Source organism: Halorussus lipolyticus (genome assembly GCF_029338375.1).
Lineage (GTDB): Archaea > Halobacteriota > Halobacteria > Halobacteriales > Haladaptataceae > Halorussus > Halorussus lipolyticus.
Genome location: NZ_CP119804.1, coordinates 908,975 through 930,958, shown reverse-complemented (window position 1 = coordinate 930,958; position 21,984 = coordinate 908,975). Strand labels below are relative to the sequence as shown.

The following is a 21,984-nucleotide window of genomic DNA, read 5'->3' as shown; positions in this document are numbered from 1 at the left end:
GAGCCGCTCCACCCCGTAACTGCCAGTCCGACTAATCCGAGAGGACAGCGCCAATGGCCGACTCTTAACCGTCTCGGCGACGGAGCTACGGGTATGCCGACCGCCTACATCACCGCACCGCCGGAGGAGGCCGCCGACCTCGCAGAGACTCTCGTGACGGAGCGACTCGCGGCGTGCGTCAACCGACTCCCCTGCTCGTCGGTCTACCGGTGGGAGGGCGAGGTCCACCGCGACGACGAGGTGGTCCTGCTGGCCAAGACCACCGACGAGGCCTACGACCGCCTCGAAGCGCGGGTCGAGGAGCGACATCCCTACGACGTACCCTGTATCGAGCGGTTCGAGGAGGACGGTCTCCTCGAATCCTTCGCCGAGTGGCGCGAGACCGAAGTCACCGCCGAGGAGGACGACCGATGAACCGCGATTGGGGACCGTGGGCGCTGGTCGTCGGGGTCCTCGCCGTCGCAGTCGCGGCAATCGCTCGGGGCGCGCTCCGACGACTTCGCGGGCAGGAGTAATCTCGCGCGGCGGGACGAGTGGCTACGCCCGACTCTGCAGTTCGTCCAGCACCCCGATGGTGGCCTCGGAGTAGGACTCGTCTAACACCACGTCTGCGGCGCGCTTGGCCTTCTCGTCGGCGTTGGCGACCGCGTAGGACTCGCCGGCGACGCCGAAGGTGGACACGTCGTTCTCCGAGTCCCCGATGGCGACGAACTCGTCGGGAGTGCGGTCGAGGAGCGGCGCAATCGACTTGAGACCGATACCCTTCTCGATACTGGGCGACTTGACGTGGTAGGCGAACCCGGTGTCCACGACCTCCAGTCCGTGTTCGGCCGCGAGTTCTTCGAGCGGGCCGAGTGGCTGGTCCCGAGCGACTGCAATCTCGGTCTCGCGCCACCGGTTCGTGAGGTCGGTCGGTCCCCACCCGAGGTCGTAGCCCGCGGCGACGTACTCCTCGGCGACTCGGCGTGCGGCCTCGCCGTCGCCGTTCGTCGTGACCTCCTCGCCCGAGAGGACGATGCCGCCGTTCTCGGCGATGACGTTCTGCTCGACGTACATGAAGTGACACAGCGAGACCGGGTAGGGAAAGGCCTTCCCGGTGGCGACGACCACCGGCGCGTCCCAATCGGGGAGCAGGTCGAAGAACCGCGGGTCTACGGAGTCGTCGGGCCGGGTCATCGTGCCGTCGATGTCGAGGACGAGCGGCGGAGCCATGCCTCACCGTGGGAGCGTCAGCCACAAAAAGCGGTCGGAGCGGGTCGAAGTCCGAGCGTCCGGCGCTCAGAACCCGAGTCCCGGCACCCAGACGCTCTGGGGGAAGACGCCGACGGCCGCCAGCACCGCGATGAGGAAGGTGCCGACCACGATGGCCGCCGCGGGCGGGTCGAAGTGGGTGTCGGCGTGGGCGTAGAAGATTCGCTGGATGGCCTCTCCAGCGAGGGCGCAAATCACGCCGAAGACTCCTCCCACGACGAGTGCGGGCAGGACCGGAATCGCGGCCGCGACCTCAGAAGGCGGGGCCGACGAGACTGCCATCCCGGCCGGAGCCAGCGCCAGCGCCGCCGTGCTGGCGGGAAGGCTGATGTGGTGAGTCACGGGAATCTTCTCGACGCCGCAGTTGAGGAAGACCAGACTCGCCGCGCTGATGCCGAACGCGAGGAAGGGACTCCCCGTCTTGTAGGCGGTGAACGCCGCCAGAATCCCCACGACGAGACCGAGCGTGGCCACGTTGACCCACTTGTACTGGTGGGGAAGCCACGGTTCGACCACGAACCGGCCCTGCTCGGTCCCGCCGTCGGCGGCGGGTTCGCCGCCCTCGCCACTATCGGCGGTCGCGGCCTCGCCGATGATGCGACGGTCGCCGTTCTCGAACGGCTTCATGTTGAAGATGCCACCGCTGGTATCGCCGATGAGGTCGTAGCCGAACACGAGGCGGTGGATGATGGCTGAGAGGACCACGCCCATCGCAATCGGGTCGTAGGGCATGCCGAGCGTCGAGGAGGCCGCGGTCAGCCAGTAGCCGAGGATGCCGAACGCGCCGCCGACCGCCAGCACGTCGGGCTTGGTGCCCTGCGCGAAGGCGATGTCCTTGGCGTTGTGGTAGTCGAAGCCCGACTCCATGTACCCCTTCTTGGCGGCGTAGGCGGCCGCGGCCGCACCGCCGCCGAAACTGATTGCCGGCGAGAACACCGGGCCGAACGCGATGGACCCGGTGATGCCGACCGCGGCGAGTTCGCCGGCCGCGCCCGCTTCGGATGCGCCCGCCACGGCCTTGCCGATGAGATTCGCCGCCTCGCCCGCGATGACCATGAAGCCGGTGAAGATGAACGCCGGGAGCGCTCCGAGCGCCGCGCCGAACGCGCCGCCCGCGAACGCCGCCAGCAACATCTCCAGCGCCCACAGGTCGCTCCACGCCATTCAGGTAGTACCTCCGTGACTATCGGACGGTCGAGAAGTCATTACGCCTTGGTTGCGGAACGACCGGGATAGTCGTTGTGATATGAAGAAGCGTTCAGATGAGTTCTGGTCGGGAAGTGCGGTCCTCACGATTCGCCTCCGTCGCGGGCCCAGTCGCGGGACCGTTCGACCGCCTCGTCCCATCGGTCGTACATCTCGTCGGCCTTCTGAGGTTCCATCTCGGGGGCAAACTCCCGGTCCACCCGCCAGTTGTCCCGGAGTTCGTCCGGGTCGTCCCAGTAGCCGACGGCGAGGCCCGCGGCGTAGGCCGACCCGAGTGCGGTCGTCTCGTCCACTTCGGGCCGAACGATGTCGGTGCCGATGATGTCGGCCTGTAGTTGACAGAGGAAGTTGTTCTTGACAGCGCCGCCGTCTACCCGAAGGTCGGCAAGTTCGATGTCGCTGTCGGCGACCATGGCCTCGGCCACGTCGCGGGTCTGGTAGGCGATGGATTCCAGCGTGGCCCGGACGACGTGTTCCCGTCGCGTCCCGCGGGTCATCCCGACGATGGTGCCCCGAGCGCGCTGGTCCCAGTGAGGCGCGCCGAGTCCGGTGAACGCCGGGACCACGTAGACGCCATCGGTCGAATCGACGCTTCTGGCGAGGGTCTCGGTCTCGGCGGCGTCGTCGATGAGCGACATGTCTTCGAGCCACTCGATTGCCGCGCCCGTGACGAAGATGGCCCCTTCGAGGGCGTACTGGACCGGTTCGCCCGACCGCTGGAACCCGACCGTGGTCAGCAGGCCGTGGTCGCTGTCTACGGCCTCGTTGCCCGTGTTCATCAAGAAGAAGCTCCCGGTCCCGTAGGTGTTCTTGGCGTCGCCGGCGTCGAAGCAAGTCTGGCCGAACAGCGCGGCCTGCTGGTCGCCGAGCGCCCCGGCGACCGGGATTTCGGCTCCGAGGAAACCCTCGGGGTCGGTGGTCCCGTAGTAGTCCTCGTCGCTGGAGGGCCTGACCTCGGGCAGGCACTCCTCGGGGACGCCGAACTCCCGGAGGAGCGCGTCGTCCCAGTCCATCTCGTGGATGTCGAACAGCATGGTCCGGGAGGCGTTGGTCACGTCCGTAACGTGGTTGCCGGTCAGGTTGTAGACCAGCCACGAGTCGATGGTCCCGAACAGGATTTCGCCCTCGTCAGCGCGCTCTTTCAGGTCGGCGGGCCGGGCGCGCTGGGTCTTGATGGGGTCGGCGTTGTCGAGCAACCACTCGGCCTTGGTCGCAGAGAAGTAGGCGTCGGCTTCGAGGCCGGTCTTGGCTCGGATGTCCTCTACCTTTCCCTCGTCCTCTAACTCCTCTACCCGGTCGGTGGTCCGGCGGTCCTGCCAGACGATGGCGTTGTGGACCGGCTTGCCGGTGTCGCGGTCCCACAGCAGGGTGGTCTCGCGCTGGTTGGTCACGCCGATGGCGGCGAGTTGGTCGGCGGTGAGGCCGGCGTTTTCGAGGGCCGACCCGACGACCGATTTGGTGTTGTCCCAGATTTCGAGCGGGTCGTGTTCGACCCAACCGGGTTCTGGATATATCTGTTCGTGGGTCTCGTACGCGTTGGCGACGACCTGTCCGCCGTGGTCGAAGACCATGAAGCGGGTGCCGGTCGTCCCTTGGTCGATGGCTCCGACGTATGTTTCGTTGGTCATGCGTTCACCTGTTGGTTATCGTCCGCCGTGCCGGATTCCCTGCACCTCGTTTACGTGTGGTCCGGCTATACCCGTAAACAATATTGACTTTCATTATAAAACTTTCGTCGGTACGGGTCGAGTTGGAAAATTCTGCGGACTTTCTGGCAGTTTTGGCCGAATATTCGGCGTACTCTCAAGAGTTTTACTCGGTAGTCCGGACCGTCGGTAAAGTAAAGTGGCGCGGGTTCCATCTTCGACAAAGCGAATGACAACTACGACGGGTGTGCTCGTTATCGGCGGCGGGTCCACCGGCACCGGCATCGCCCGAGACTTGGCGATGCGAGGACTCGACGTGACCCTCGTGGAGAAGGGGAACTTGACCCACGGGACCACGGGGCGGATGCACGGTCTGCTCCACAGCGGCGGCCGGTACGCCGTCGCCGACCAAGCGAGCGCCAGAGAGTGTATCGAGGAGAACCGCGTCCTCCGGGACATCGCTGACCACTGCGTCGAGGAGACCGGCGGGCAGTTCGTCCAACTGGAGGGCGACCCCGACGAGTACTTCGAGCGAAAGTTGGAGGGGTGTCGGGAGTGCGGGATTCCCGCGGAAGTCCTCACGGCCGAGGAGGCCCGCGAGGACGAGCCATATCTCACGAAAGACGTGAAGCGCGCGATTCGGGTCCCCGACGGGGCAATCGACCCCTTCCGGCTCTGCGTGGCCAACGCCATCAGCGCCGAGAACCACGGCGGTCGGGTCGAGACCCACGCCGAAGTCGTTGACCTGCTCGGCGACGAGGGCCGCATTACGGGGGCGAAGATTCGCCACGAGAGCGGTCCCGGCAAGCGCGAACACCGCGAGTCGGGCGAAATCGAGGAGATTCGGGCCGACTACGTGGTCAACGCCACCGGGGCGTGGGCGGGCCAACTCGGCGAGATGGCGGGCGTGGACATCGAGGTCCGGCCCTCGAAGGGCGTGATGGTCGTGATGAACTGCCGGCAGGTCGATACCGTGGTCAACCGGTGCCGACCGAAGGGCGACGCCGACATCGTGGTGCCCCACGAGACCACCGCCATCCTCGGCACGACCGACGAGGAGGTCTCGGACCCCGAAGACTACCCCGAGGAGCGGTGGGAGGTCGATTTGATGATAGACGAACTGAAGCGACTGGTTCCCATCCTCGGCGAGGCCCGGACGGTCCGGTCGTTCTGGGGCGTCCGACCGCTGTACGAACCCCCGGAAGTGGGGAGTACCGACCCGACCGACATCACCCGCGACTACTTCCTCCTCGACCACGACGACCGCGACGACCTGCGCGGGATGACCTCCATCGTCGGCGGGAAGTTCACCACCTACCGGATGATGGCCGAGGAAATCAGCGACCACGTGTGCGACAAACTCGGCGTCTCGGCCGACTGCCGGACCGCCGACGTGCCCCTGCCGGGGAGCGAGGACGCGTCGGTCCTCGACGCCGGGATGGACCGGTTCGGCCTGCGCTCGCCGGTCGCGCGCCGGAGCGCCCAGCGCCTCGGGAGCAGGACCGAGGAGGTGCTTTCGACCGCAGAGCCGAATCCGGTCGTCTGTGACTGCGAGGCCGTCACCCGCGCCGAGGTTCGGGACGCCATCGACCAGTCTGGCACCGACCTCAACGCGGTCCGCATCCGGACGCGGGCGTCGATGGGCAACTGTCAGGGCGGATTCTGCTGTCACCGGATGGCGAGCGAACTCCACCCCGAGTTCGGCGAATCGCAGGCCTACGCCGCACTGGACGAACTGTTCGAGGAGCGCTGGAAGGGCGAGCGCCACGCCCTCTGGGGCGAACAACTCTCGCAGGCCGCGCTGAACTACGCGCTCCACGCCACCACGATGAACCGGGACCGCGACCCGACGGCGGAGCGGCGGCGTGGCGACGCCGACAGTAAAGACGTAAAAAGTGAGTCTTTAGACAGCAAAAAGAGTGCTTTAGACAACGATAGTGTACCTTCGAGCATCGACTTCGGCGCGTTCGACGCGGGCGAGTCGGACGCCGAAGGCTCGGAATCGGCGCGACCCGCCGCCGACGGCGGTCGGTCTAAAAACGAAGACGAGCATCGGGAGGGCGGCAACCGTGGCGATTGAAGACGACGTGACGGTTATCGGGGGCGGCCTCGCCGGGATGACAGCGGCGCTCGCCGCGGCCCGCGAAGGGGCGGCGGTCCGCCTGCTCTCGCACAAGGAGTCCACGCTCCGGAGCGCGAGCGGACTGGTGGACGTACTCGGATACGACCCCGACGGAAACCTTCGCTCGGACCCCTTCGACGCGATTCCGGACTTGCCCGAGTCGCACCCGTACCGCCGAGTCGGCGTCGAGGGCGTCCGCGAGGCCCTCGCGCTTTTCGACGAGGTGGTCGGCGACCGCTACCGGGGCGGCCACACCGACCGGAACGCGCTCGTGCCGACCCACGGCGGGACCGTGAAACCGACCGCGCGCTACCCCGCAACCACCGCGGCCGGACTGGCCAGCGACGACCGGAGCGTCCTCCTCGTCGGGTTCGAGTCCGTCACCGACTTCGACGCGCCGCTTTCGGCTGACCACCTCGAATCGGCGGGCGTCCCGTTCGTCGCCCGCGGCGCGACGATTTCGTTCCCCGGCGACTTCCGAGTGGACGCCAAGATAACCCGGTTCGCCGACGCGCTCGACGCCGACGAGCGAATCGAACTCGCGGGCGACGGCTACACCACCGAACTCCCGGCCCGCGAGGCCCTCGCCGAGGCGGTGAAGCCACATCTCCGCGGCGAGGAGCGCGTCGGATTCCCCGCGCTCCTCGGCCAGCACCACACCGAGGAGGTCCGCGAGTCGCTGGAAGCCGAACTCGGCGCGGCGGTCTTCGAGGTGCCGATGGGACCCCCGAGCCTTCCGGGCATGCGCCTCGAAGGCGCGCTGGTGTCGGCCTGCCGGGACGCCGGGGTCCGGTTCACGACCGGCAATCCCGTGGTCGATTTCGAGGACGGCGAATCGGGACGCATCGCCGCGATTAGGGTGGACCGCAACGGCGCGGCCATCCCCTTCCACGCCGACCAGTTCGTGCTGGCGACCGGCGGCCTCGTGGGCAAAGGCATCGACTCGGACCGCGAGGGCGTCTCCGAGCCGATTTTCGACTGCCACGTCCCACACCCGAGCGACCGGTACGACTGGTTCGCCGACGACGCCTTCGGAAATCACCCCTTCGTCCGGTTCGGCGTCGAGACCGACGACGACCTGCGACCCCTCGACCGAGAGGGCGAACCGGAGTTTCCGAACCTGCGCGCCGTCGGGGCGGTCCTCGGCGGCTACGACTTCCCCGCGGAGAAATCCGGAAGCGGCGTCTCGCTCGCCACCGGGCGGACAGCCGGACTCTCTGCGGCCCGAGAGGTGACCAAGTAATCATGAGTGACGCAGAGAGCGGGGGAGACCCCCACGACGCGAGAACCGAGGAGACCATCGAAGACGACGAGTTCGAACCGGTGCAGGTGTTCCCCGAGAGCGAGGAGATGGACCTCCGGCCGGGGAGCGACGACTGCTACAAGTGTTCGACCTGCGACACCAACTGCCCGGTCGCCGAGGTGGACGACGAGTTCCCCGGCCCGAAGTTTCAGGGACCCGAGCAGTGGCGTCTCAAGCGCAAGGACGACCACGACATCGACGACTCGGTGATGTCCTGCTCGAACTGCATGCGGTGCGACTCGGCCTGCCCCTCCGACGTGCCCCTGAGCCAGATGCACAACACGGCCCGCGGCGCGTTCGTGGAAGAACAGATGGAGAAGCTATCCCGCGAGTACGTCCGGAATCGGATGCTGTCGAACTACCGCTTTTTCGCCGAGTTGGGGAGCAAAGTCCCCCGACTCACCAACTTCTTCATGGGCAGTTCGCTGGTCCAGTCGGTCGGCGAGAAACTGCTCGGCGTCACCAGCGAACGCGAGTTCCCGGAGTTCGCCCACGAAACGTTTCGGGAGTGGTGGGAAAAGCGAGGCGGCAACACCGCCTCGAAAAAGCGAGCGCGGAAGGCGCGAGCAGAGCGCGGCGGCGCAAAAGTCGAGTCGGCGGACAAGCGCGTCGCCTACTTCCACGGGTGTTACTCCAACTACAACACCCCCGAGGTCGGCAAGTCGATGGTCCGCCTCTACGAACACTTCGGCTACGAGATTATGGTCCCGCCCCAGAAGTGTTCGGGCACGCCGATGTTCGCCAACGGGATGCTGGCCGACGCCCGGCGCGCGGCCGAGACCAACGTCTCGGAACTCGCGGCCGCAATCGAGGAGGGCGCGGACGTTATCGCCTCCTGCACCTCCTGTTCGCTGTCGCTCCGCCAAGAGTACCCCGAACTGTTCGACTTCGAGGGCACCGCCAGCGTCGCTGGCCGGACCTACGAGGCCGTCGAGTACCTGCGACTCCACGAGGACTTGGCGGCCGAACTCGAATCCGCCGAACTCGCCGACGACGCCGATTTCGCCTACCACGCGCCCTGCCACGCCCGGAATCAGGGCGTTGACGGACAGGCCATCGAGATGTTGGACCGCCTCGACGGCGCGAACGCCGAGGACGTGGGCGAGTCGTGTTCGGGCATCTCGGGCACCTACGGGTGGAAAGCGGAGAAGTACGACACCTCTATGGCAATCGGCGCGGAGATGTTCGACCACATGGAGGCCGCCGACGCCGAAACCGGTATGACCGAGTGCCCGACCTGCGCGATGCAGATGGAACACGGCACGGGCTACGAGATTCGCCACCCCCTCGAAGTGATGGCCGAGGCGCTGGTCGAGAGGAGCGACTGAGAGCATGGACCTCGAACAACGCATCGCACGCCGACAGACCGCACGGGACGACGACCTGCTGGTGGACCTGAGTCCCCTGAACCCCGCGGTCCACCTGCCCGACCCGGTCGGCCGGGGACCGGTCCTCGAACGACTGCTGGACGTGCTGGACCCGGTGTTCGACCAGCGACTCCCGCCAGACCTCGCAATCTACGGGCCGAAGGGCGCTGGCAAGTCGGCGCTCGTGAACGCGCTGTTCACCCACCTCAACGACCAGTTCGGCCAGCGCCACCGCCAAATCGGGACGACGACGCGGGCCGGGACCGCGACCGATTCCGTCGAATTCGTCCACCTCGACGCCTACCGCACCACCAGCGAGTTCCGATTCTACCACACGCTCCTCGATTCCGTGGTCGAGGAGTCAGTTCCCCGGCGAGGCGTCGGGACCGAGACGCTCCGGAACCGGGTCGTCGAGGAGTTCTCCTCGCCGACCAGAACCGCGGTCGTCGCCGTAGACCACGTTTCGGACCCCGACTCGCCCTCCGAGGCCCAACTCCGGCAGTGGTTCGCGCCGTTCGCGGACGACGTGGCAGTCGTGGCGGTGGGCCGGTCGGTCCCCGACGACTGGAGCGCCGAGACGGTCCACGTGCCCGAGTACCGCCAGCACGCGCTGGTGGACATCCTGACCGAACGAGTCTCGCAGGCGCTGGCGAGCAACGCCCTCGGGCACGGGCAGGCCCGGCGAGTCGCCGAGTGGGCCACCGGCGATGCACACGACGCGCTGGCGGCGCTGTTCGGCGCGGCCGACCGGGCCGAGGCCGACGGTGCCAACCGAATCCGGGCCAGCGACGTGGACGCCGGCATCGACGGCGTGCCGGAGAACAGCGTCCACGTCGGGCGAGTGTTCGCCCTGCCCGAGAACCGCCGGGCGGTCCTCTCGGCGCTGGTGGCGCTCGACCCGATTCCGCCGATAGACGACACAGCGAGCGCCATTGCGGAGGGGTCGGACCTATCGCCGGCGACCGTCAAGCGGTTCCTCTACGAACTCGCCGAGCGGAACGTCCTCGAACGAGTTGCGGCCGATTCGTCCGCGGGGAGCGGCCGCCACCCGAGTCGCGTCGAACCCCGGTTCCCGGTCGCCGTGTTCCGCCGGGTAGACGCCGAGCGCCGGACGTAGCTCCGCCGGTTCTCAGTCGTTGCGGGGTGCCGGCGTCGGGTCGGTGGGGTCGTCCTCGACGTACTCCAAGTCGTCGGTGTAGTAATCAACCAGCAGGACCGCGAACGCGCCGACCAGACCCGCGACGAGGACGCTGGCTGTGTGGCTCGGAGTCCACGCTGAAGTTTCGGCTATCACCTCGGCCACGGGGTAGCGGAGCGCGCCGACCATCAGCGCCACGAGGAAGGTCAGGGTGAGTTGGTGGTAGTTCGACAGCGCCCACTCCACGACCCGAGCGAAGGTGAGGATGCCGACCGCCGCGCCAGCAAGGAAGGCGGAGATGTTGACCAGCGAGTCGAGCGCGGTATCGACCGCACCCGCCAGCACCGCGTCGATGAAGCCCTGCAGTTCGCCGACCATGAACTCGTACTGGCCGAGGAGCAAGAGCAGGAGCGACCCCGAGACGCCCGGTAGGACCATCGCGCTGATGCCGAGCGCCCCGGCGACGAACAGCAGGGGCACCGCGTGGGGGAGACCGGACTCGGCGGAGATGCCCGCGACGACGAAGGCGACCCCGAACCCGACGACTGCGGCCGCAATCTCACCGGGCGTGTCGAGACCGACCTCGCTCCAGAGGACGATTGCCGAGGCCAGAATCAGGCCCGCGAAGAACGCGAACACGATTGCGGGAGACGCTTCCAGCGCGTGTTCGAGGAGACCGGTCACTGCGACGACGGCGGTGATGATTCCGCTCCCCAGAACGAGGAGGAACGCCACGTCCATCTCGCGGAGCATCCCCGCGATTCGCCCGCGGGCCTCGGGATTGTAGGCCCTCAGCAGGTCGGCCACCACGCGGGGGTCGAAGGCGGCGATGGCCCCGACGAGTCGCTCGTAGATACCGGTTATCAGCGCGATGGTACCGCCGGAGACGCCGGGTACGGCGTCCGCGGCACCCATGAACACGCCCTTGAGGTAGATGGAGAGCCAGCGTTTCATTCGGCGTGTGGTACGATGACGGGCCGGAAAACGGTTTGCTTTCTCGGGACGAGCGCGTGACGATTGACTCCGACGTTCGAGTGATTCAGACGCACTCTAGCATAGATATTTGTTTTCTAAGCAATTGTTTTTATTGCTTGATGGTTGCAGTGACTGCTACTCCGGCCTGCGCTGGCGTGACACAGCGAGTCACGCCCAACAGCACGAGGTCTCACCGAACGTAGTCGTTCGAAAATCGGAGGTTTTTGCGATGGCGAGACTCTTTCGAAGCGACGTATCCTCTGCTCTCCATTCGCTCCGAATAGAGGCCGCTCAGGCGACCGCACTGAACGCCAGCGCGCGGCCCCTGCATCCCGCCGCTACGCCTCCCGAACCACTATTTTCCCCGCGAGCGAACCCCCGGTATGTCCATCGAGATTCGACGGGGCAGACCCGCCGACATCGACGCGCTCCAGCGAGTCTCCCGCCGGGCGTGGAAGGAGGCCCACGCGCCGATAATCGGCGAGGAGACCGTCGAAGATTTCCTCGGCGACCACTACGACGCCGAGAGCTTCCGGGCCGAAATCGAGGACGACGAAACCGTCTTCGCGGTTGCAGTGGACGACGCCGGGGTCCCGGTGGGATTCGTCTCGGCCCGGCCGAGCGACGACGACCCCGCGGTCTACGACCTCGGGCGACTCTACGTCTCGCCCGAACGGTGGGGCGAGGGAATCGGCCAGCAGTTGCTCGCCCGCGCCGAGGAGACCATCGCCGACTGGGGCGGCGAGCGCGTCCTCCTCGGCGTCATGGCCGAGAACGACCGCGCCGTGTCGTTCTACGAGTCGGCGGGCTACGACCGGACCGGCGAGTTCTACGACGAGCGCATCGGGACGCAGGGCTACACCTACGTCGCGCAGGTGTCGGACGAGCGATAATTCTGGCCTCGGACTCGACTCACTCCGAGAGATTCAAGGCCCACTCGCTCCCGATACACTACCAATGCGGCACGACCACCTCATAACTGCCAAACAACTCTCCCGAGAGAACGTCGAGGCGGTCCTCGACCGCGCGGCCGAAATCGACGCCGACCCGGCCGCGTTCGCCGACCGCCACGACGACGCCATCCTCGGCCTGTGTTTCTTCGAGCCGAGTACCCGCACCAAGATGAGTTTCGAGACCGCAATCAAGCGCCTCGGCGGCGACATCGTGGACATGGGGAGCGTCGAGTCCTCGTCGGTCAAGAAGGGCGAGAGCCTCGCCGACACCGCCCGCGTCATCGAGGGCTACGCCGACGCGATGGTTCTGCGCCACCCGAGTCAGGGCGCGGCCAAGATGGTCAGCGAGTTCGTGGACGTGCCTCTCCTGAACGCCGGAGACGGCGCGGGCCACCACCCGACCCAGACCCTACTGGACCTCTACACCATCCGAGAGAACGCCGGCTTAGACGACCTCACCATCGGCATCATGGGCGACCTGAAGTACGGCCGGACGGTCCACTCGCTGGCCAACGCCCTGACCAACTTCGACGCGGACCAGCACTTCATTAGCCCCGAGAGCCTGAAACTGCCCCGGAGCGTGCGCTACGACCTCCACGAGTCGGGCGCGATGGTCCGCGAGCATACGGAACTCGACGAGATTCTGCCCGCGCTCGACGTGCTGTACGTCACCCGCATCCAGCGCGAGCGATTCCCCGACGAGAACGAGTACCAGCAGGTCGCGGGCGAGTACGGCATCGACCTCGAAACGCTCGAATCGGCGAAGGACGACCTGACGGTCATGCACCCCCTGCCGCGAGTGGACGAAATCGCGCCCGAGGTTGACGACACCAAGTACGCGACCTACTTCGAACAGGCCCACAACGGCGTGCCGGTCCGCATGGCGCTTCTCGACCGGATGCTGGAGGACAACCGATGAGCGACCACCAACTCCGCGTGAGCAAGATTCCCCGAGGCACCGTCATCGACCACATCCGGGCCGGACAGGCCCTCAACGTCCTCGCCATCCTCGGCATCGACGGCCGGGCGGGCGAGACGGTCAGCGTCGGCATGAACATCCCGAGCGACCAGATGAGCCAGAAGGACATCGTGAAGGTCGAGGGCCGCGAACTCAGCCAAGACGAGGTGGACGTGCTGTCGCTCATCGCGCCCGAGGCCACCATCAACATCATCCGGGAGTACGAGGTGGTCGAGAAGCAGTACCTCGAACGCCCCGAGCGCGTGGTCGGCGTGCTGTCGTGTCCGAACCACAACTGCATCACCAACGCCAACGAACCCGTCGAGACCAAATTCGACGTGCTGGACGAGGGGGTTCGGTGCGAGTACTGCGAGACCATCGTCCGCGAGGACCTCGCGGCCCACATCGCAGTCAAGTAGCGGCGTCCTCGCGCTGGCGGCGCTCCCGGCGGAGTCGGGATAAGCGGCCGCTACTCGGCCCGAAACGTTTCGTTACGCTTCCAAACGGTCAGAACGGTCGTTTTCGTTTATCTTCCGCGTCGGAGTACGTCTCTGGGAATGAGTACACGAGCAACGCTTACGGTCGCACTGTCGGCGCTGGTTCTGTTCGCGGGAGTCGCCCCGGTCGCGGGCATCGCGGACGCCGAGGCCGACCGAAACGCCCCGGCGGACCGAGTCGGGGTGACCGACGAGCCAATCCACCGGACCGGCGGGCCGATAGCCCAGTACAAGGTGTCGCTCAACAACGTGACCATCGAGACGTGGCTCCTGCGGAACTCGACGGTGGTGAACGCCACGGTCGATGAGGTCCTGATTCGGAACGCCACGACCGAAAACGGGTCGCGGGCCAACGTCACGCTGTCGAACGTGTCGGTCGGCCAGTTCGAAATCGAGCGCGGGCGACTCAAGAGCGTGACCGCCCGAAAGTTGGTCATCCGGAACAAGTCGATTCTCTCCATCCCCGGCGGCGGGTTCATCGACCCCAACGTCGAGAACCGGACCTTAGAGCGCCACTGGACCAAAAACCAGACCGTCTCGGGCGTCGTCATCGACCGCATCGTGGTGGACGCCGCCTTCCTCTGTGGCAACGCCACGCTCGGGTCGCAGGCCGCCGGGAACTCCTCGATTGCTCCGCAGGCCGGCGATGAAAATCCCGACATCACGGTGCAGAACGGCACGGTCGGCGAGGCCCTCGTCATCAAGGGCGCGGCGTCGAACTGGTCGGTCGGCGGCGTCCAGCAACCCGGACTGACCGACGGGAGTCTACCGAAGGGGTGCAGTCGAGGATAGCGAGCGCCAGAGAACGAACCACTTACCCAGTCGGCCCGCCAAGTCGGGGTATGTTCGGCGTCGTCACGCGCAACGAGGAGGAACTCGACTGGCCGGAGTTCGACCTGAGTTTTCTGGAGGTCAAGGACGTGACCGGTCGGTCGGCCGAACCGGTCGAGTCGGGGGTGAGCATGGTGTCGTGCTTCGGGGACAACGCCGCAGTCGAGGCCGACCCGGACCTCGCGCCGGTCAGCGACGAGGGCGAGCGAGCGACCCGCGAGCGGCCCTACTTCGACTGGGCCTACGTCTGCCCGACCCGCGACGACTACCGCGAGGGCCTGCTCGAAATCGTCTCGGACTGCGCCGAGGTCAACCCCGACGTGCGACTGGACGACGTTGGCTTCCCGCGCGCGGAGTACTGTTACTGTGACCGCTGTACCGCCCGATTCGAGGAGAGCGACTTCGAGGACCGATTCGAGTGGCGCGCCGACGTGATTACCGAGTTCGTGGCCGAGGCCACCGACCGGATTCCGGGCAAGACCTATCTCACGCTCTACCCCGACCCGTATCCGGGCCACCTCTACGAGCGCGCCGGACTGGACTTAGACGCCCTCTCGGAGTACGTGGACGAGTTCGTCGTGCCCCTCTACGACATGGCCTACACCACGACCTACTGGCTCGAAACCATCGCCAGCGGGTTCGAGGACGCGCTGGATACCCCCTTCAGCGTCGAACTCTACGCGGTGGACGTTGACGTGGACAACCTGATTCACGCCGCCGAAGTCGCCGACGAGTACGCCGAGAACGTCTTCTTCGGCTACGACGCCAGCAACGCTCGGGCCGCGCTCCGCCGGAAGAAGGCCGAGGCCGGCGACGGCGTTTCTCACGGCTGACGCCGGCGTCACTCCAGCGCGAACTCCCGCCACGCCCGCAGGTCGTCCCGGTCGCGGGTGTTCTCCGGCAGGTCGTCGAACCACGCCGCCTCGGTGATTTCACCGTCCGGGTCCGCCGGTTCGGGCGTCGGGTCGTCCTCGGGGCGGGCCTCGAACAGCGGGAGGACACCCCACGTCGAGTAGTCGTCGCACCGGATGTCCACCCGGACGTTCAGCGCGAGGCCGTCGTACTGGGCAGAGACGCCGGCCTCCTCGGCGAGTTCCCGCTCGGCGGCCTCGCGGAAGGACTCGCCGGGGTCGGGTTCGCCGCCGGGGACGACCCACATGTCCACGCCGGCGTGCCAGACCAACAGGAGTTCGCCCGAGGGCCGGTAGACTACCGAGTGCGCGCCGTAGGGTGCGCCGAACTCGGCGATGCGCTCGGCCAGCGTCCGGAACCGCGAGCGCGAGACTCGCCGACTGTGGGTGCGTTCGAGAAAGTCGTCGTAGGCGTCGGTCAGACGGTGGTACACCTGCTCGGCCTGCTGTTCGGCCTGCGTGGTGAGATACCACAGGTCGTCTACCGTCGTCATCGCGGCGACGACCGGGTGACGACCGGCGGCGAACGACTGGCGACTGACGGTGAACGGACGGCGGACGGAGAGCGCGAAATCATACCAAGAAGCTATTCCGGGCGACCGAATAAGCCTTCGGTCGCCCGGTGGCCCGTGCGGGAATCGAGCGACGGGACGTGGCTCGTCACGGCCGAAGTATCCGGGTGATGGTCCGAGAGTAGGTGGCGAGTACTGGCCCACAGACAATCATATAATGGTCTGAAGGAATTATTTATACACGTCTATAAATTGTAATTGTTTCTTTCGAGGACGGTTCGCTCGTCGGCCGTCGGACCGACGACGACGTGACGACCGGTCTCCGAGCGGAGCGCCGACTGTTTGCTCGGCCGTCCCCGAACCGGGTCGTTTTTACCGGCCGCCGGGCTATTCCGACGCATGAGCTTCGAGGAAGACGACAGCGTCATCCTGCACGACGAGCACAGCGAGTACGACGGCCAAGAGGGTCAGATTACGCAAGTGATGGACACGATGTTCGGCGACAGCACCTACACCGTCAGCTTCGAGGACGGCCAAGAGACCGGCATCCCCGAGGACGCGCTGGAAGCCGTCGAAGACGACGAGTAGACCCACTGTCGATTTTTTCCGACGCCTGCCCGACGAGTGACGCATCTAGCGTGCGTCAGACATACATAAGAAATAAATACATTTGTTCGTATTTAGGAGTATGGACATCTCACTGCAGAAGCGACTCCCCGACAGGGGACAGGTCGGTATCGGTACGCTCATCGTGTTCATCGCTATGGTGCTGGTCGCCGCGATTGCCGCCGGCGTCCTTGTCAACACCGCCGGGTTCCTCCAAACCAAGTCCGAACAGACCGGTCAGGAGTCCAGCGCACAGGTCTCGAATCGGGCGCAGGTCGTCAGCGCCTACGGGAACGTCACCGACGACGCTCACGTCGACTACGTGAACCTGACCGTGATGCGCGGGTCGGGGTCCGAGGACGTGAATCTCTCGGCGGCGACCATCGAGTGGATAGGACCCGACACCGCCGAGACGCTCGTCGGTAAGAACGCCACCATGGCGGGCGGGAACTACGTCATCGACCCCGCGAGCGACGAGTTCGAGATTAGCCCGATTCAGGACCCCGGTCACACCGTGCCGGTGCTGTCCGACCAGACCGACCGGTTCCGAATCACGATTCCGGCCGTCCTCCTCGACGACGACGGTGACGGTCTAGAGAAGGGCGAGGAGGCCGAGGTCAGAATCGTCACCCAGCACGGCGCAGTCACGCTCTACCGCGTGACCGTCCCGCAATCGCTCTCGCAGAAAAACGCCGTCACGGTCTGAACCGAACGAAACGCCTTTTTCCGTCCGGGGATTCTACCGTCTCTTGATGGCCGAAGTTCCGTTTCACTACATCGACCTGCGGGCGTTCTGCTACGCGACCGAGGACGACAAGCGCGTCGAGCAGGCCCTGCGGACCTACCTCCCCGACGAGTTCGAAATCGAGCGCGCGACCAGCGAGGGCCACCACGGCGACCGAATTCTCGTCCTCTCGGCCCGCGTCGAGAACGCCGACGAGATGCGCCACGTCCTCTCGAAGGTGGCCGAACTCCCCGACGCCGACAACTTGCTGGACGAACTCGACCAGCGCGTGAACGACAACTGCGCGATGTTCCTGCGCCTCGACAAGCAGTCGGCCTACCGTGGCGAGGCCGAACTCGGCGAGGGCATTACCTTCCGGGCGAAAGTCGAGGCCTACCCCGCCAACAAGGAGGCCGCCGTCGAGAACGCGCGCGAGGCGCTGTCTTCGCTCTGATTTCTGCTCGACGAAAAAGAGGAGGGTCCCGTCAGTGGGCCGTGAACCCGTCTATCATCTCGTCGCAGTCCGGGCAGGAGACGAGTTCCGAACCGGTCGATTTGCTCCCGAGTGGTTCGCCGTTGCGCCGCGTCTGCGTCTTCGTCCGACGATTCAGGTCAGAACCGCAGTGTGGACATTCTATCATACGTCTCACCGGAAATCCGTGTGAACAGATACCAATACCCGCACCACGCAGATATACTTTGTGCCGACGTTACGGACGGCTGAAACGTTCTCCGACGAGCGCGGAATCGCAGGAGGGCTTACGACCCCGGCAGGATGTCCCCGAGGGCGGCGGCCAGCGACATCGGCGCGAACGCGACGGTGGTCTGACAGAGCGCGAGCCACGGGTCCGACCACTCGATTCGCCCCCACCCGGTCATCAGCGCGACTGCGGTGACGAACGAAATCCCCAGCACGCCCACGAGTCGCCGGGGAATCACGCCGAAGAAGGGCCGATAAATTTCGACCTGCTGGATTTCCGCGACGTAGAGGACGCCCACGACGAGGCCGATAGTGGCGAGGACGGTGGCGACGAACGACACCGGGTGGAGCGCCAGAAACGCGCCGATTTCGAGCGTGCCGCCCTCCGCGAGCATCGGCACGCCGATGAGGACGCTCCCGACCAGCGCCTCCGAGGCGTCGTGGCGGTCGAACCCCCGGATGACCCGGCCGAACGGAGTCGGTTGGACCCGGCGGGCCACCCGAATCGTCTCCCGGACCTGCTGGCGCTCGTCGGGGTCGTCTACGGTCTCCTCCAGTTCTTCGAGTTCGTCCAACAGGTCGGACAACTCGGGTTCGTGGGGCGGGTCGGAGGGTGGGGTCGCCGAACCGGAATCGCTCATGGCAGTCGCATGACGCCCGGCGGGCATAAACGCCGAGGTCTGCACGAGCGGAGACGCAACTGCCAAGTCCCCGGCGTGCCGTGATTGGGGTATGCCAGCAGTACTCGTCACCGGGTCCTCGCGGGGTATCGGCCGGGCAATCGCCGAGCGGTTCGCGCGCGACGGCTACGACGTCGCCGTCAACTACGTTTCCAGCGCCCAGAAGGCGCGGGCCGTGGCCGAGACCATCCAGCAGAACACCGACAGCGAGGCCGTCGCAGTCCGGGGCGACGTGGGCGACCCCGAGGAGGCCGCCGACCTCGTGGACGCCACAGTCGAGGCCTTCGGCGACCTCTCGCACGTCGTCAACAACGCCGGGGTGGACCAGCACGTCCACACCGAGGACCTCTCGCCCGAGGACTTCGACAGCGTGATGGACACCAACGTCAACGGCGCGTTCAACGTCACGAAGGCCGCCCTGCCCCATCTGAAGGAGTCGGACGCCGCCCCGACGCCCTCGGTCACGAACGTCTCGTCGATTCTGGCCTATACCGGCGCGCCGGTCGAGTGCCACTACGCGGCGTCGAAGGCCGGTCTCCTCGGTCTGACCAAGAGTCACGCCGGCGACTTCGCGCCCGACATCCGGGTCAACGCCATCGCGCCGGGCCACATCGAGACCGACATGACCGCCGACCGGACCGACGACGAGAAGCGCGACGAGATGGCAAACATCCCGGTCGAGCGGTTCGGCCAACCCGAGGACATCGCCGACGCCGCGGCCTACCTCCGAGACGCCGGATTCGTCACCGGCGAGACCCTGAACGTCAACGGCGGCGAACTGATGCGCTGAGAGTAATTACCCGATTCTCCGTCGTCTCGAACGGTCGTTTCGTAGTCGAAGGCAAGCGCAAGATTGCTTTAGGCCAGTACATATTGATGTACGGCGTGTGCCGGCGCGCGTTACCGCGCGCTTGCGCGAGGTTCTGCGCGCGCCAACCGCGAGAGACGATGCGCGAACCAACCGCGAGAAGTGGACCGCTCGGTTCGATTACTTCCCTTCCCACTCGGGGTCGCGGTCCTCGAAGAAGGCGTCGATGCCCTCGTTTTTGTCGTCGGAGGCGAACAGGTGGGCGAACAGTTCGGCCTCGTACTCGATACCCTGCTCCAAGTCCATCCGACTGGAAGCCTTCACGGCCTTCTTGGCGAATTCGAGCGCGAGCGGACTCTTTTCGGCCATCGACTCGGCGAGGTCGTACACTCGGTCCTCGAAGTCGTCCTCGTCGTGAACCTCGTCCACGAGGCCGATGTCGCGGGCCTCCTCGGCGTCGATGAGTTCGCCGGAGAGGATGAGTTTCATCGCTTGACCCTCGCCGACGAGACGCGCGAGGCGCTGGGTGCCGCCGCCGCCGGGCATGATGCCGAGGTTGATTTCCGGTTGACCCAACTTCGCTCCCTCGCGGGCGATTCGGGTGTCGCAGGCTTGGGCGAGCTCGCACCCGCCGCCGAGGGCGTGGCCGTTGATGGCCCCGATAACCGGCTGTTCGAGGTCGTCCACGTACTCGTAGACTCGGGGGCGCTTGCTGGCCTCGCGCTGTTCGAGGGGACCGCGCTCGCGGAGTTCGGTCACGTCGGCACCTGCCACGAACGCGCCCGATTCGTCGGAACCGGTCAGGACGACCACACGCACGTCGCTGGCCTCGATGGCGTCCAGCACGTCCTTCAACTCAGCGCGGAGTTGAGCGTTCAGGGCGTTGCGGGCGTCGGGCCGCGAGAGCGTGACGGTGGCGACGTGTTCGACCTCCTCGCCGACCGAGACGCCGACAGTTTCGCACTCGTCGCCGACCGCTTCGGGGCTTCCGATGTCGTCCTCACCGGGTCGGCCTTCACTGTTGTCGCTCATTCCTCCTCACCCCAGTCGCCGGAGGTGCCCACGATTTCGCCGTCCTCCCAGACGTAGAAGCCCTCGCCGGTCTTCTTGCCGAGTTTCCCGGCCCGGACCTTCCGGCGCAGGATTTGGGGCGGGCGGAACCGCTCGCCCAACTCGTCGCGGAGGTGTTCGAGGATGTCGAGGCGCACGTCGAGTCCCACCACGTCGCCGAGTTCGACCGGACCCATCGGGTGGTTGTAGCCCAGTTCCATCGACTGGTCGATGTCGCGGGGGCTTGCGACGCCCTCCTCGACCATGCGCATGGCCTCGACGCCCAGCGCGACCCCGAGGCGCGAGGAGGCGAACCCGGCGGTGTCCTGCACTTCGATGGCGGTCTTGCCGATGTCCTCGATGTAGTCGGTGGCGAACGCGACAGTCTCGTCGTCGGTCTGCTCGCCGACGACTACCTCGACCAACTGCATGATGTGGACCGGGTTGAAGAAGTGCAGGCCGATTCCCCGGCCGGGATTCTCCAGCGCCGAGACGATTTCGGTCACGGGGAGCGATGAGGTGTTCGAGGCGATGATGGTGTCGTCTGCGACTTCTGCCTCCACGTCCTCGAAGGTCTGTTTCTTGAGGTCCACGTCCTCGGGAACCGCCTCGACTACGAGGTCGGCGTCCGAGACGGCCTCGGCGAGGTCGGTGGTGCCCGAGATGCGGTCGAGCGTGGCCGCTTTCTCGTCGGCGGTCACTTTGTCGCGCTCGACGCCGCCCTGAAGGTTCTGCTCTATCGAGGAGAGACCGTCCTGAACGAAGTCCTCCTCGATGTCCCGAATCGTCACGCTATGGCCGGCCATCGCCGAGACTTGGGCGATCCCGTGACCCATCGTTCCTGCGCCGAGTACAGCGACTTGTAGGTCTCTCATGTCGGGTAGAACGGCGTTCGGCGCGGGGTTAAGCGTTTATCTCTCGGTTTCGGGTCGGGCCGCGTATCAGGCGCTCGGAAACAGATTCGATTTTATTCTGTTCGGTGCATCGAGTGTTTTCAGTTAGAGCAATATAAATAACCCTTTAGGGCATATAACTATATATTATATGTAGATATAGGTGTCTTATGAAATTATATGTATTTGTTAGCTAGTTGGATAGGGAACTATTCATAGGATTCAGCGGCCATCACGGTCTTGACGCCATCGTTCGTGAGGTCCCCATCTTCGGAGACCAACGTCGCCCCGACTTCCCGTGCGCTCCCGGCAATCATCGCGTCACGCGGTGCAAGCGGTGTTCCTTCGTCAAGCAATTCTGACTGGAGCCGAGCTGTTTCCAGCGCTGTAGCCTCAGTGAACGGTAGAATGTCGTCCAACCAGTCCAAGTGCTGGCGTGTCACCTCCGGTTCGTCTTCATCGTCTCCGAAAACCGCGCCCTGATAGACCTCAAATAGCGCAAGACTCGGCGCGTACAGCGGTTCGTCTAGGTGGTCAGAAATGTAGTGTAAGGCGGTCTCATCCTCTTCGAGATACGCGATGAGAACGCTACTGTCCAAACACTTCATCGACCGTCCTCAAACTCGGCGTTCAACTGCTCGCGGGCTTTCCGAGCATGGTCTCCCTTGTCAGTACCACTCCATGCGCCAAATCCGCTCATGATGTCGCGCTCGTCTTCCGTCAGACGAACAATCACGTCTGTAAAGCTCTCTCCCTCGCGTTTGTGTGCTTTTAGTCGCTCGTAAGCGTCCTCGGTTATCGAGATGTTCTTACTACCCATACGTGTACCTATACACAGTCTCTGTAAACTATC

At 65.7% G+C, this 21,984-nt stretch carries 25 protein-coding genes; 14 read left to right on the top strand and 11 right to left on the bottom strand.

Features of this window, described 5'->3' with window-relative positions; genetic code table 11:
- Positions 1 to 93 precede the first annotated feature (93 nt).
- Positions 94 to 414 (top strand): divalent-cation tolerance protein CutA, encoded by a 321-nt coding sequence (gene cutA, locus P2T57_RS04745; protein ID WP_276301338.1) that lies wholly within the window; start codon positions 94 to 96, stop codon positions 412 to 414.
- 123 nt (positions 415 to 537) lie between these two features.
- Here the strand turns inward: cutA and P2T57_RS04740 are convergent, their stop codons facing one another.
- The 3 genes from P2T57_RS04740 to glpK all read right to left on the bottom strand — a co-directional run bounded on the left by P2T57_RS04740 (position 538) and on the right by glpK (position 4,085).
- Positions 538 to 1,212 carry an HAD hydrolase family protein gene (locus tag P2T57_RS04740; protein WP_276301337.1) on the bottom strand — a complete coding sequence of 225 codons (675 nt, stop codon included), beginning with the start codon at positions 1,210 to 1,212 and terminating at the stop codon, positions 538 to 540.
- Between the two features lie 66 nt (positions 1,213 to 1,278).
- On the bottom strand, positions 1,279 to 2,415 hold the full coding sequence (locus P2T57_RS04735; RefSeq protein WP_276301336.1) for a DUF7973 family transport facilitator: 1,137 nt from the start codon (positions 2,413 to 2,415) through the stop codon (positions 1,279 to 1,281).
- A 125-nt stretch (positions 2,416 to 2,540) separates the two neighbouring features.
- A complete protein-coding gene (gene glpK, locus P2T57_RS04730) occupies positions 2,541 to 4,085 on the bottom strand; it encodes a glycerol kinase GlpK (protein ID WP_276301335.1) in 1,545 nt (514 codons plus the stop codon).
- 247 nt (positions 4,086 to 4,332) lie between these two features.
- On the opposite strand from glpK, the gene glpA reads away from it, so the two are divergent.
- From glpA to P2T57_RS04710, 4 genes are read left to right on the top strand one after another with little or no spacing between them, the layout of a single operon-like run.
- Positions 4,333 to 6,183, top strand: a complete 1,851-nt coding sequence (glpA, locus tag P2T57_RS04725; protein WP_276301334.1) for an anaerobic glycerol-3-phosphate dehydrogenase subunit GlpA — start codon at positions 4,333 to 4,335, stop codon at positions 6,181 to 6,183.
- Entirely contained in the window at positions 6,173 to 7,468 is a 1,296-nt protein-coding gene (gene glpB / locus P2T57_RS04720) for a glycerol-3-phosphate dehydrogenase subunit GlpB (RefSeq protein WP_276301333.1), read from the top strand. The genes glpA and glpB overlap by 11 nt, the downstream gene beginning before the upstream one ends.
- Positions 7,469 to 7,470: 2 nt before the next feature.
- On the top strand, positions 7,471 to 8,856 hold the full coding sequence (locus P2T57_RS04715; RefSeq protein ID WP_276301332.1) for an anaerobic glycerol-3-phosphate dehydrogenase subunit C: 1,386 nt from the start codon (positions 7,471 to 7,473) through the stop codon (positions 8,854 to 8,856).
- 4 nt (positions 8,857 to 8,860) lie between these two features.
- Complete coding sequence (locus P2T57_RS04710; protein WP_276301331.1) at positions 8,861 to 10,012, top strand: Cdc6/Cdc18 family protein; 1,152 nt, start codon at positions 8,861 to 8,863, stop codon at positions 10,010 to 10,012.
- 12 nt (positions 10,013 to 10,024) lie between these two features.
- Here the strand turns inward: P2T57_RS04710 and P2T57_RS04705 are convergent, their stop codons facing one another.
- On the bottom strand, positions 10,025 to 10,987 hold the full coding sequence (locus P2T57_RS04705; RefSeq protein WP_276301330.1) for a DUF368 domain-containing protein: 963 nt from the start codon (positions 10,985 to 10,987) through the stop codon (positions 10,025 to 10,027).
- A gap of 404 nt (positions 10,988 to 11,391) precedes the next feature.
- On the opposite strand from P2T57_RS04705, the gene P2T57_RS04700 reads away from it, so the two are divergent.
- The 5 genes from P2T57_RS04700 (at position 11,392) to P2T57_RS04680 (ending at position 15,080) form a co-directional block, all read left to right on the top strand.
- Positions 11,392 to 11,901, top strand: a complete 510-nt coding sequence (locus P2T57_RS04700; RefSeq protein WP_276301329.1) for a GNAT family N-acetyltransferase — start codon at positions 11,392 to 11,394, stop codon at positions 11,899 to 11,901.
- A 64-nt stretch (positions 11,902 to 11,965) separates the two neighbouring features.
- On the top strand, positions 11,966 to 12,880 hold the full coding sequence (gene pyrB / locus P2T57_RS04695; protein ID WP_276301328.1) for an aspartate carbamoyltransferase: 915 nt from the start codon (positions 11,966 to 11,968) through the stop codon (positions 12,878 to 12,880).
- On the top strand, positions 12,877 to 13,338 hold the full coding sequence (pyrI, locus tag P2T57_RS04690; RefSeq protein WP_276301326.1) for an aspartate carbamoyltransferase regulatory subunit: 462 nt from the start codon (positions 12,877 to 12,879) through the stop codon (positions 13,336 to 13,338). Before pyrB ends, pyrI begins: the two co-directional genes overlap by 4 nt.
- Positions 13,339 to 13,476: 138 nt before the next feature.
- Positions 13,477 to 14,208, top strand: coding sequence for a hypothetical protein (locus P2T57_RS04685; RefSeq protein WP_276301325.1), 732 nt, complete (start codon positions 13,477 to 13,479; stop codon positions 14,206 to 14,208).
- A gap of 50 nt (positions 14,209 to 14,258) precedes the next feature.
- Positions 14,259 to 15,080, top strand: a complete 822-nt coding sequence (locus P2T57_RS04680; RefSeq protein ID WP_276301324.1) for a hypothetical protein — start codon at positions 14,259 to 14,261, stop codon at positions 15,078 to 15,080.
- A gap of 8 nt (positions 15,081 to 15,088) precedes the next feature.
- Here P2T57_RS04680 and P2T57_RS04675 read toward each other — a convergent pair whose 3' ends face one another.
- Positions 15,089 to 15,652 carry an NUDIX domain-containing protein gene (locus tag P2T57_RS04675; protein WP_276301323.1) on the bottom strand — a complete coding sequence of 188 codons (564 nt, stop codon included), beginning with the start codon at positions 15,650 to 15,652 and terminating at the stop codon, positions 15,089 to 15,091.
- Between the two features lie 417 nt (positions 15,653 to 16,069).
- Here P2T57_RS04675 and P2T57_RS04670 point away from each other — a divergent pair, with 417 nt between their 5' ends.
- The 3 genes from P2T57_RS04670 (at position 16,070) to P2T57_RS04660 (ending at position 17,454) form a co-directional block, all read left to right on the top strand.
- Positions 16,070 to 16,258: a DUF1918 domain-containing protein gene (locus tag P2T57_RS04670; RefSeq protein ID WP_276301322.1), complete on the top strand. Its 189-nt coding sequence runs from the start codon at positions 16,070 to 16,072 to the stop codon at positions 16,256 to 16,258.
- A gap of 100 nt (positions 16,259 to 16,358) precedes the next feature.
- Positions 16,359 to 16,982 (top strand): archaellin/type IV pilin N-terminal domain-containing protein, encoded by a 624-nt coding sequence (locus tag P2T57_RS04665; RefSeq protein ID WP_276301321.1) that lies wholly within the window; start codon positions 16,359 to 16,361, stop codon positions 16,980 to 16,982.
- Between the two features lie 46 nt (positions 16,983 to 17,028).
- Entirely contained in the window at positions 17,029 to 17,454 is a 426-nt protein-coding gene (locus tag P2T57_RS04660; protein ID WP_276301320.1) for an RNA-binding protein, read from the top strand.
- Between the two features lie 31 nt (positions 17,455 to 17,485).
- Here P2T57_RS04660 and P2T57_RS04655 read toward each other — a convergent pair whose 3' ends face one another.
- Together P2T57_RS04655 and P2T57_RS04650 are read right to left on the bottom strand one after the other, a co-directional pair.
- Complete coding sequence (locus P2T57_RS04655) at positions 17,486 to 17,641, bottom strand: hypothetical protein (RefSeq protein WP_276301319.1); 156 nt, start codon at positions 17,639 to 17,641, stop codon at positions 17,486 to 17,488.
- A gap of 118 nt (positions 17,642 to 17,759) precedes the next feature.
- On the bottom strand, positions 17,760 to 18,341 hold the full coding sequence (locus P2T57_RS04650; protein ID WP_276301318.1) for a DUF2391 domain-containing protein: 582 nt from the start codon (positions 18,339 to 18,341) through the stop codon (positions 17,760 to 17,762).
- A gap of 91 nt (positions 18,342 to 18,432) precedes the next feature.
- On the opposite strand from P2T57_RS04650, the gene P2T57_RS04645 reads away from it, so the two are divergent.
- On the top strand, positions 18,433 to 19,170 hold the full coding sequence (locus P2T57_RS04645; protein WP_276301317.1) for a 3-oxoacyl-ACP reductase family protein: 738 nt from the start codon (positions 18,433 to 18,435) through the stop codon (positions 19,168 to 19,170).
- A 198-nt stretch (positions 19,171 to 19,368) separates the two neighbouring features.
- Here P2T57_RS04645 and P2T57_RS04640 read toward each other — a convergent pair whose 3' ends face one another.
- From P2T57_RS04640 to P2T57_RS04625, 4 genes are all read right to left on the bottom strand, one after another.
- Entirely contained in the window at positions 19,369 to 20,220 is an 852-nt protein-coding gene (locus P2T57_RS04640) for an enoyl-CoA hydratase/isomerase family protein (protein WP_276301316.1), read from the bottom strand.
- Positions 20,217 to 21,113: a 3-hydroxyacyl-CoA dehydrogenase family protein gene (locus P2T57_RS04635; RefSeq protein ID WP_276301315.1), complete on the bottom strand. Its 897-nt coding sequence runs from the start codon at positions 21,111 to 21,113 to the stop codon at positions 20,217 to 20,219. The genes P2T57_RS04640 and P2T57_RS04635 overlap by 4 nt, the downstream gene beginning before the upstream one ends.
- A 227-nt stretch (positions 21,114 to 21,340) precedes the next feature.
- Positions 21,341 to 21,739 (bottom strand): PIN domain-containing protein, encoded by a 399-nt coding sequence (locus P2T57_RS04630; RefSeq protein WP_276301313.1) that lies wholly within the window; start codon positions 21,737 to 21,739, stop codon positions 21,341 to 21,343.
- Positions 21,736 to 21,951: an antitoxin VapB family protein gene (locus P2T57_RS04625; protein WP_276301311.1), complete on the bottom strand. Its 216-nt coding sequence runs from the start codon at positions 21,949 to 21,951 to the stop codon at positions 21,736 to 21,738. Before P2T57_RS04625 ends, P2T57_RS04630 begins: the two co-directional genes overlap by 4 nt.
- Positions 21,952 to 21,984: the final 33 nt, after the last annotated feature.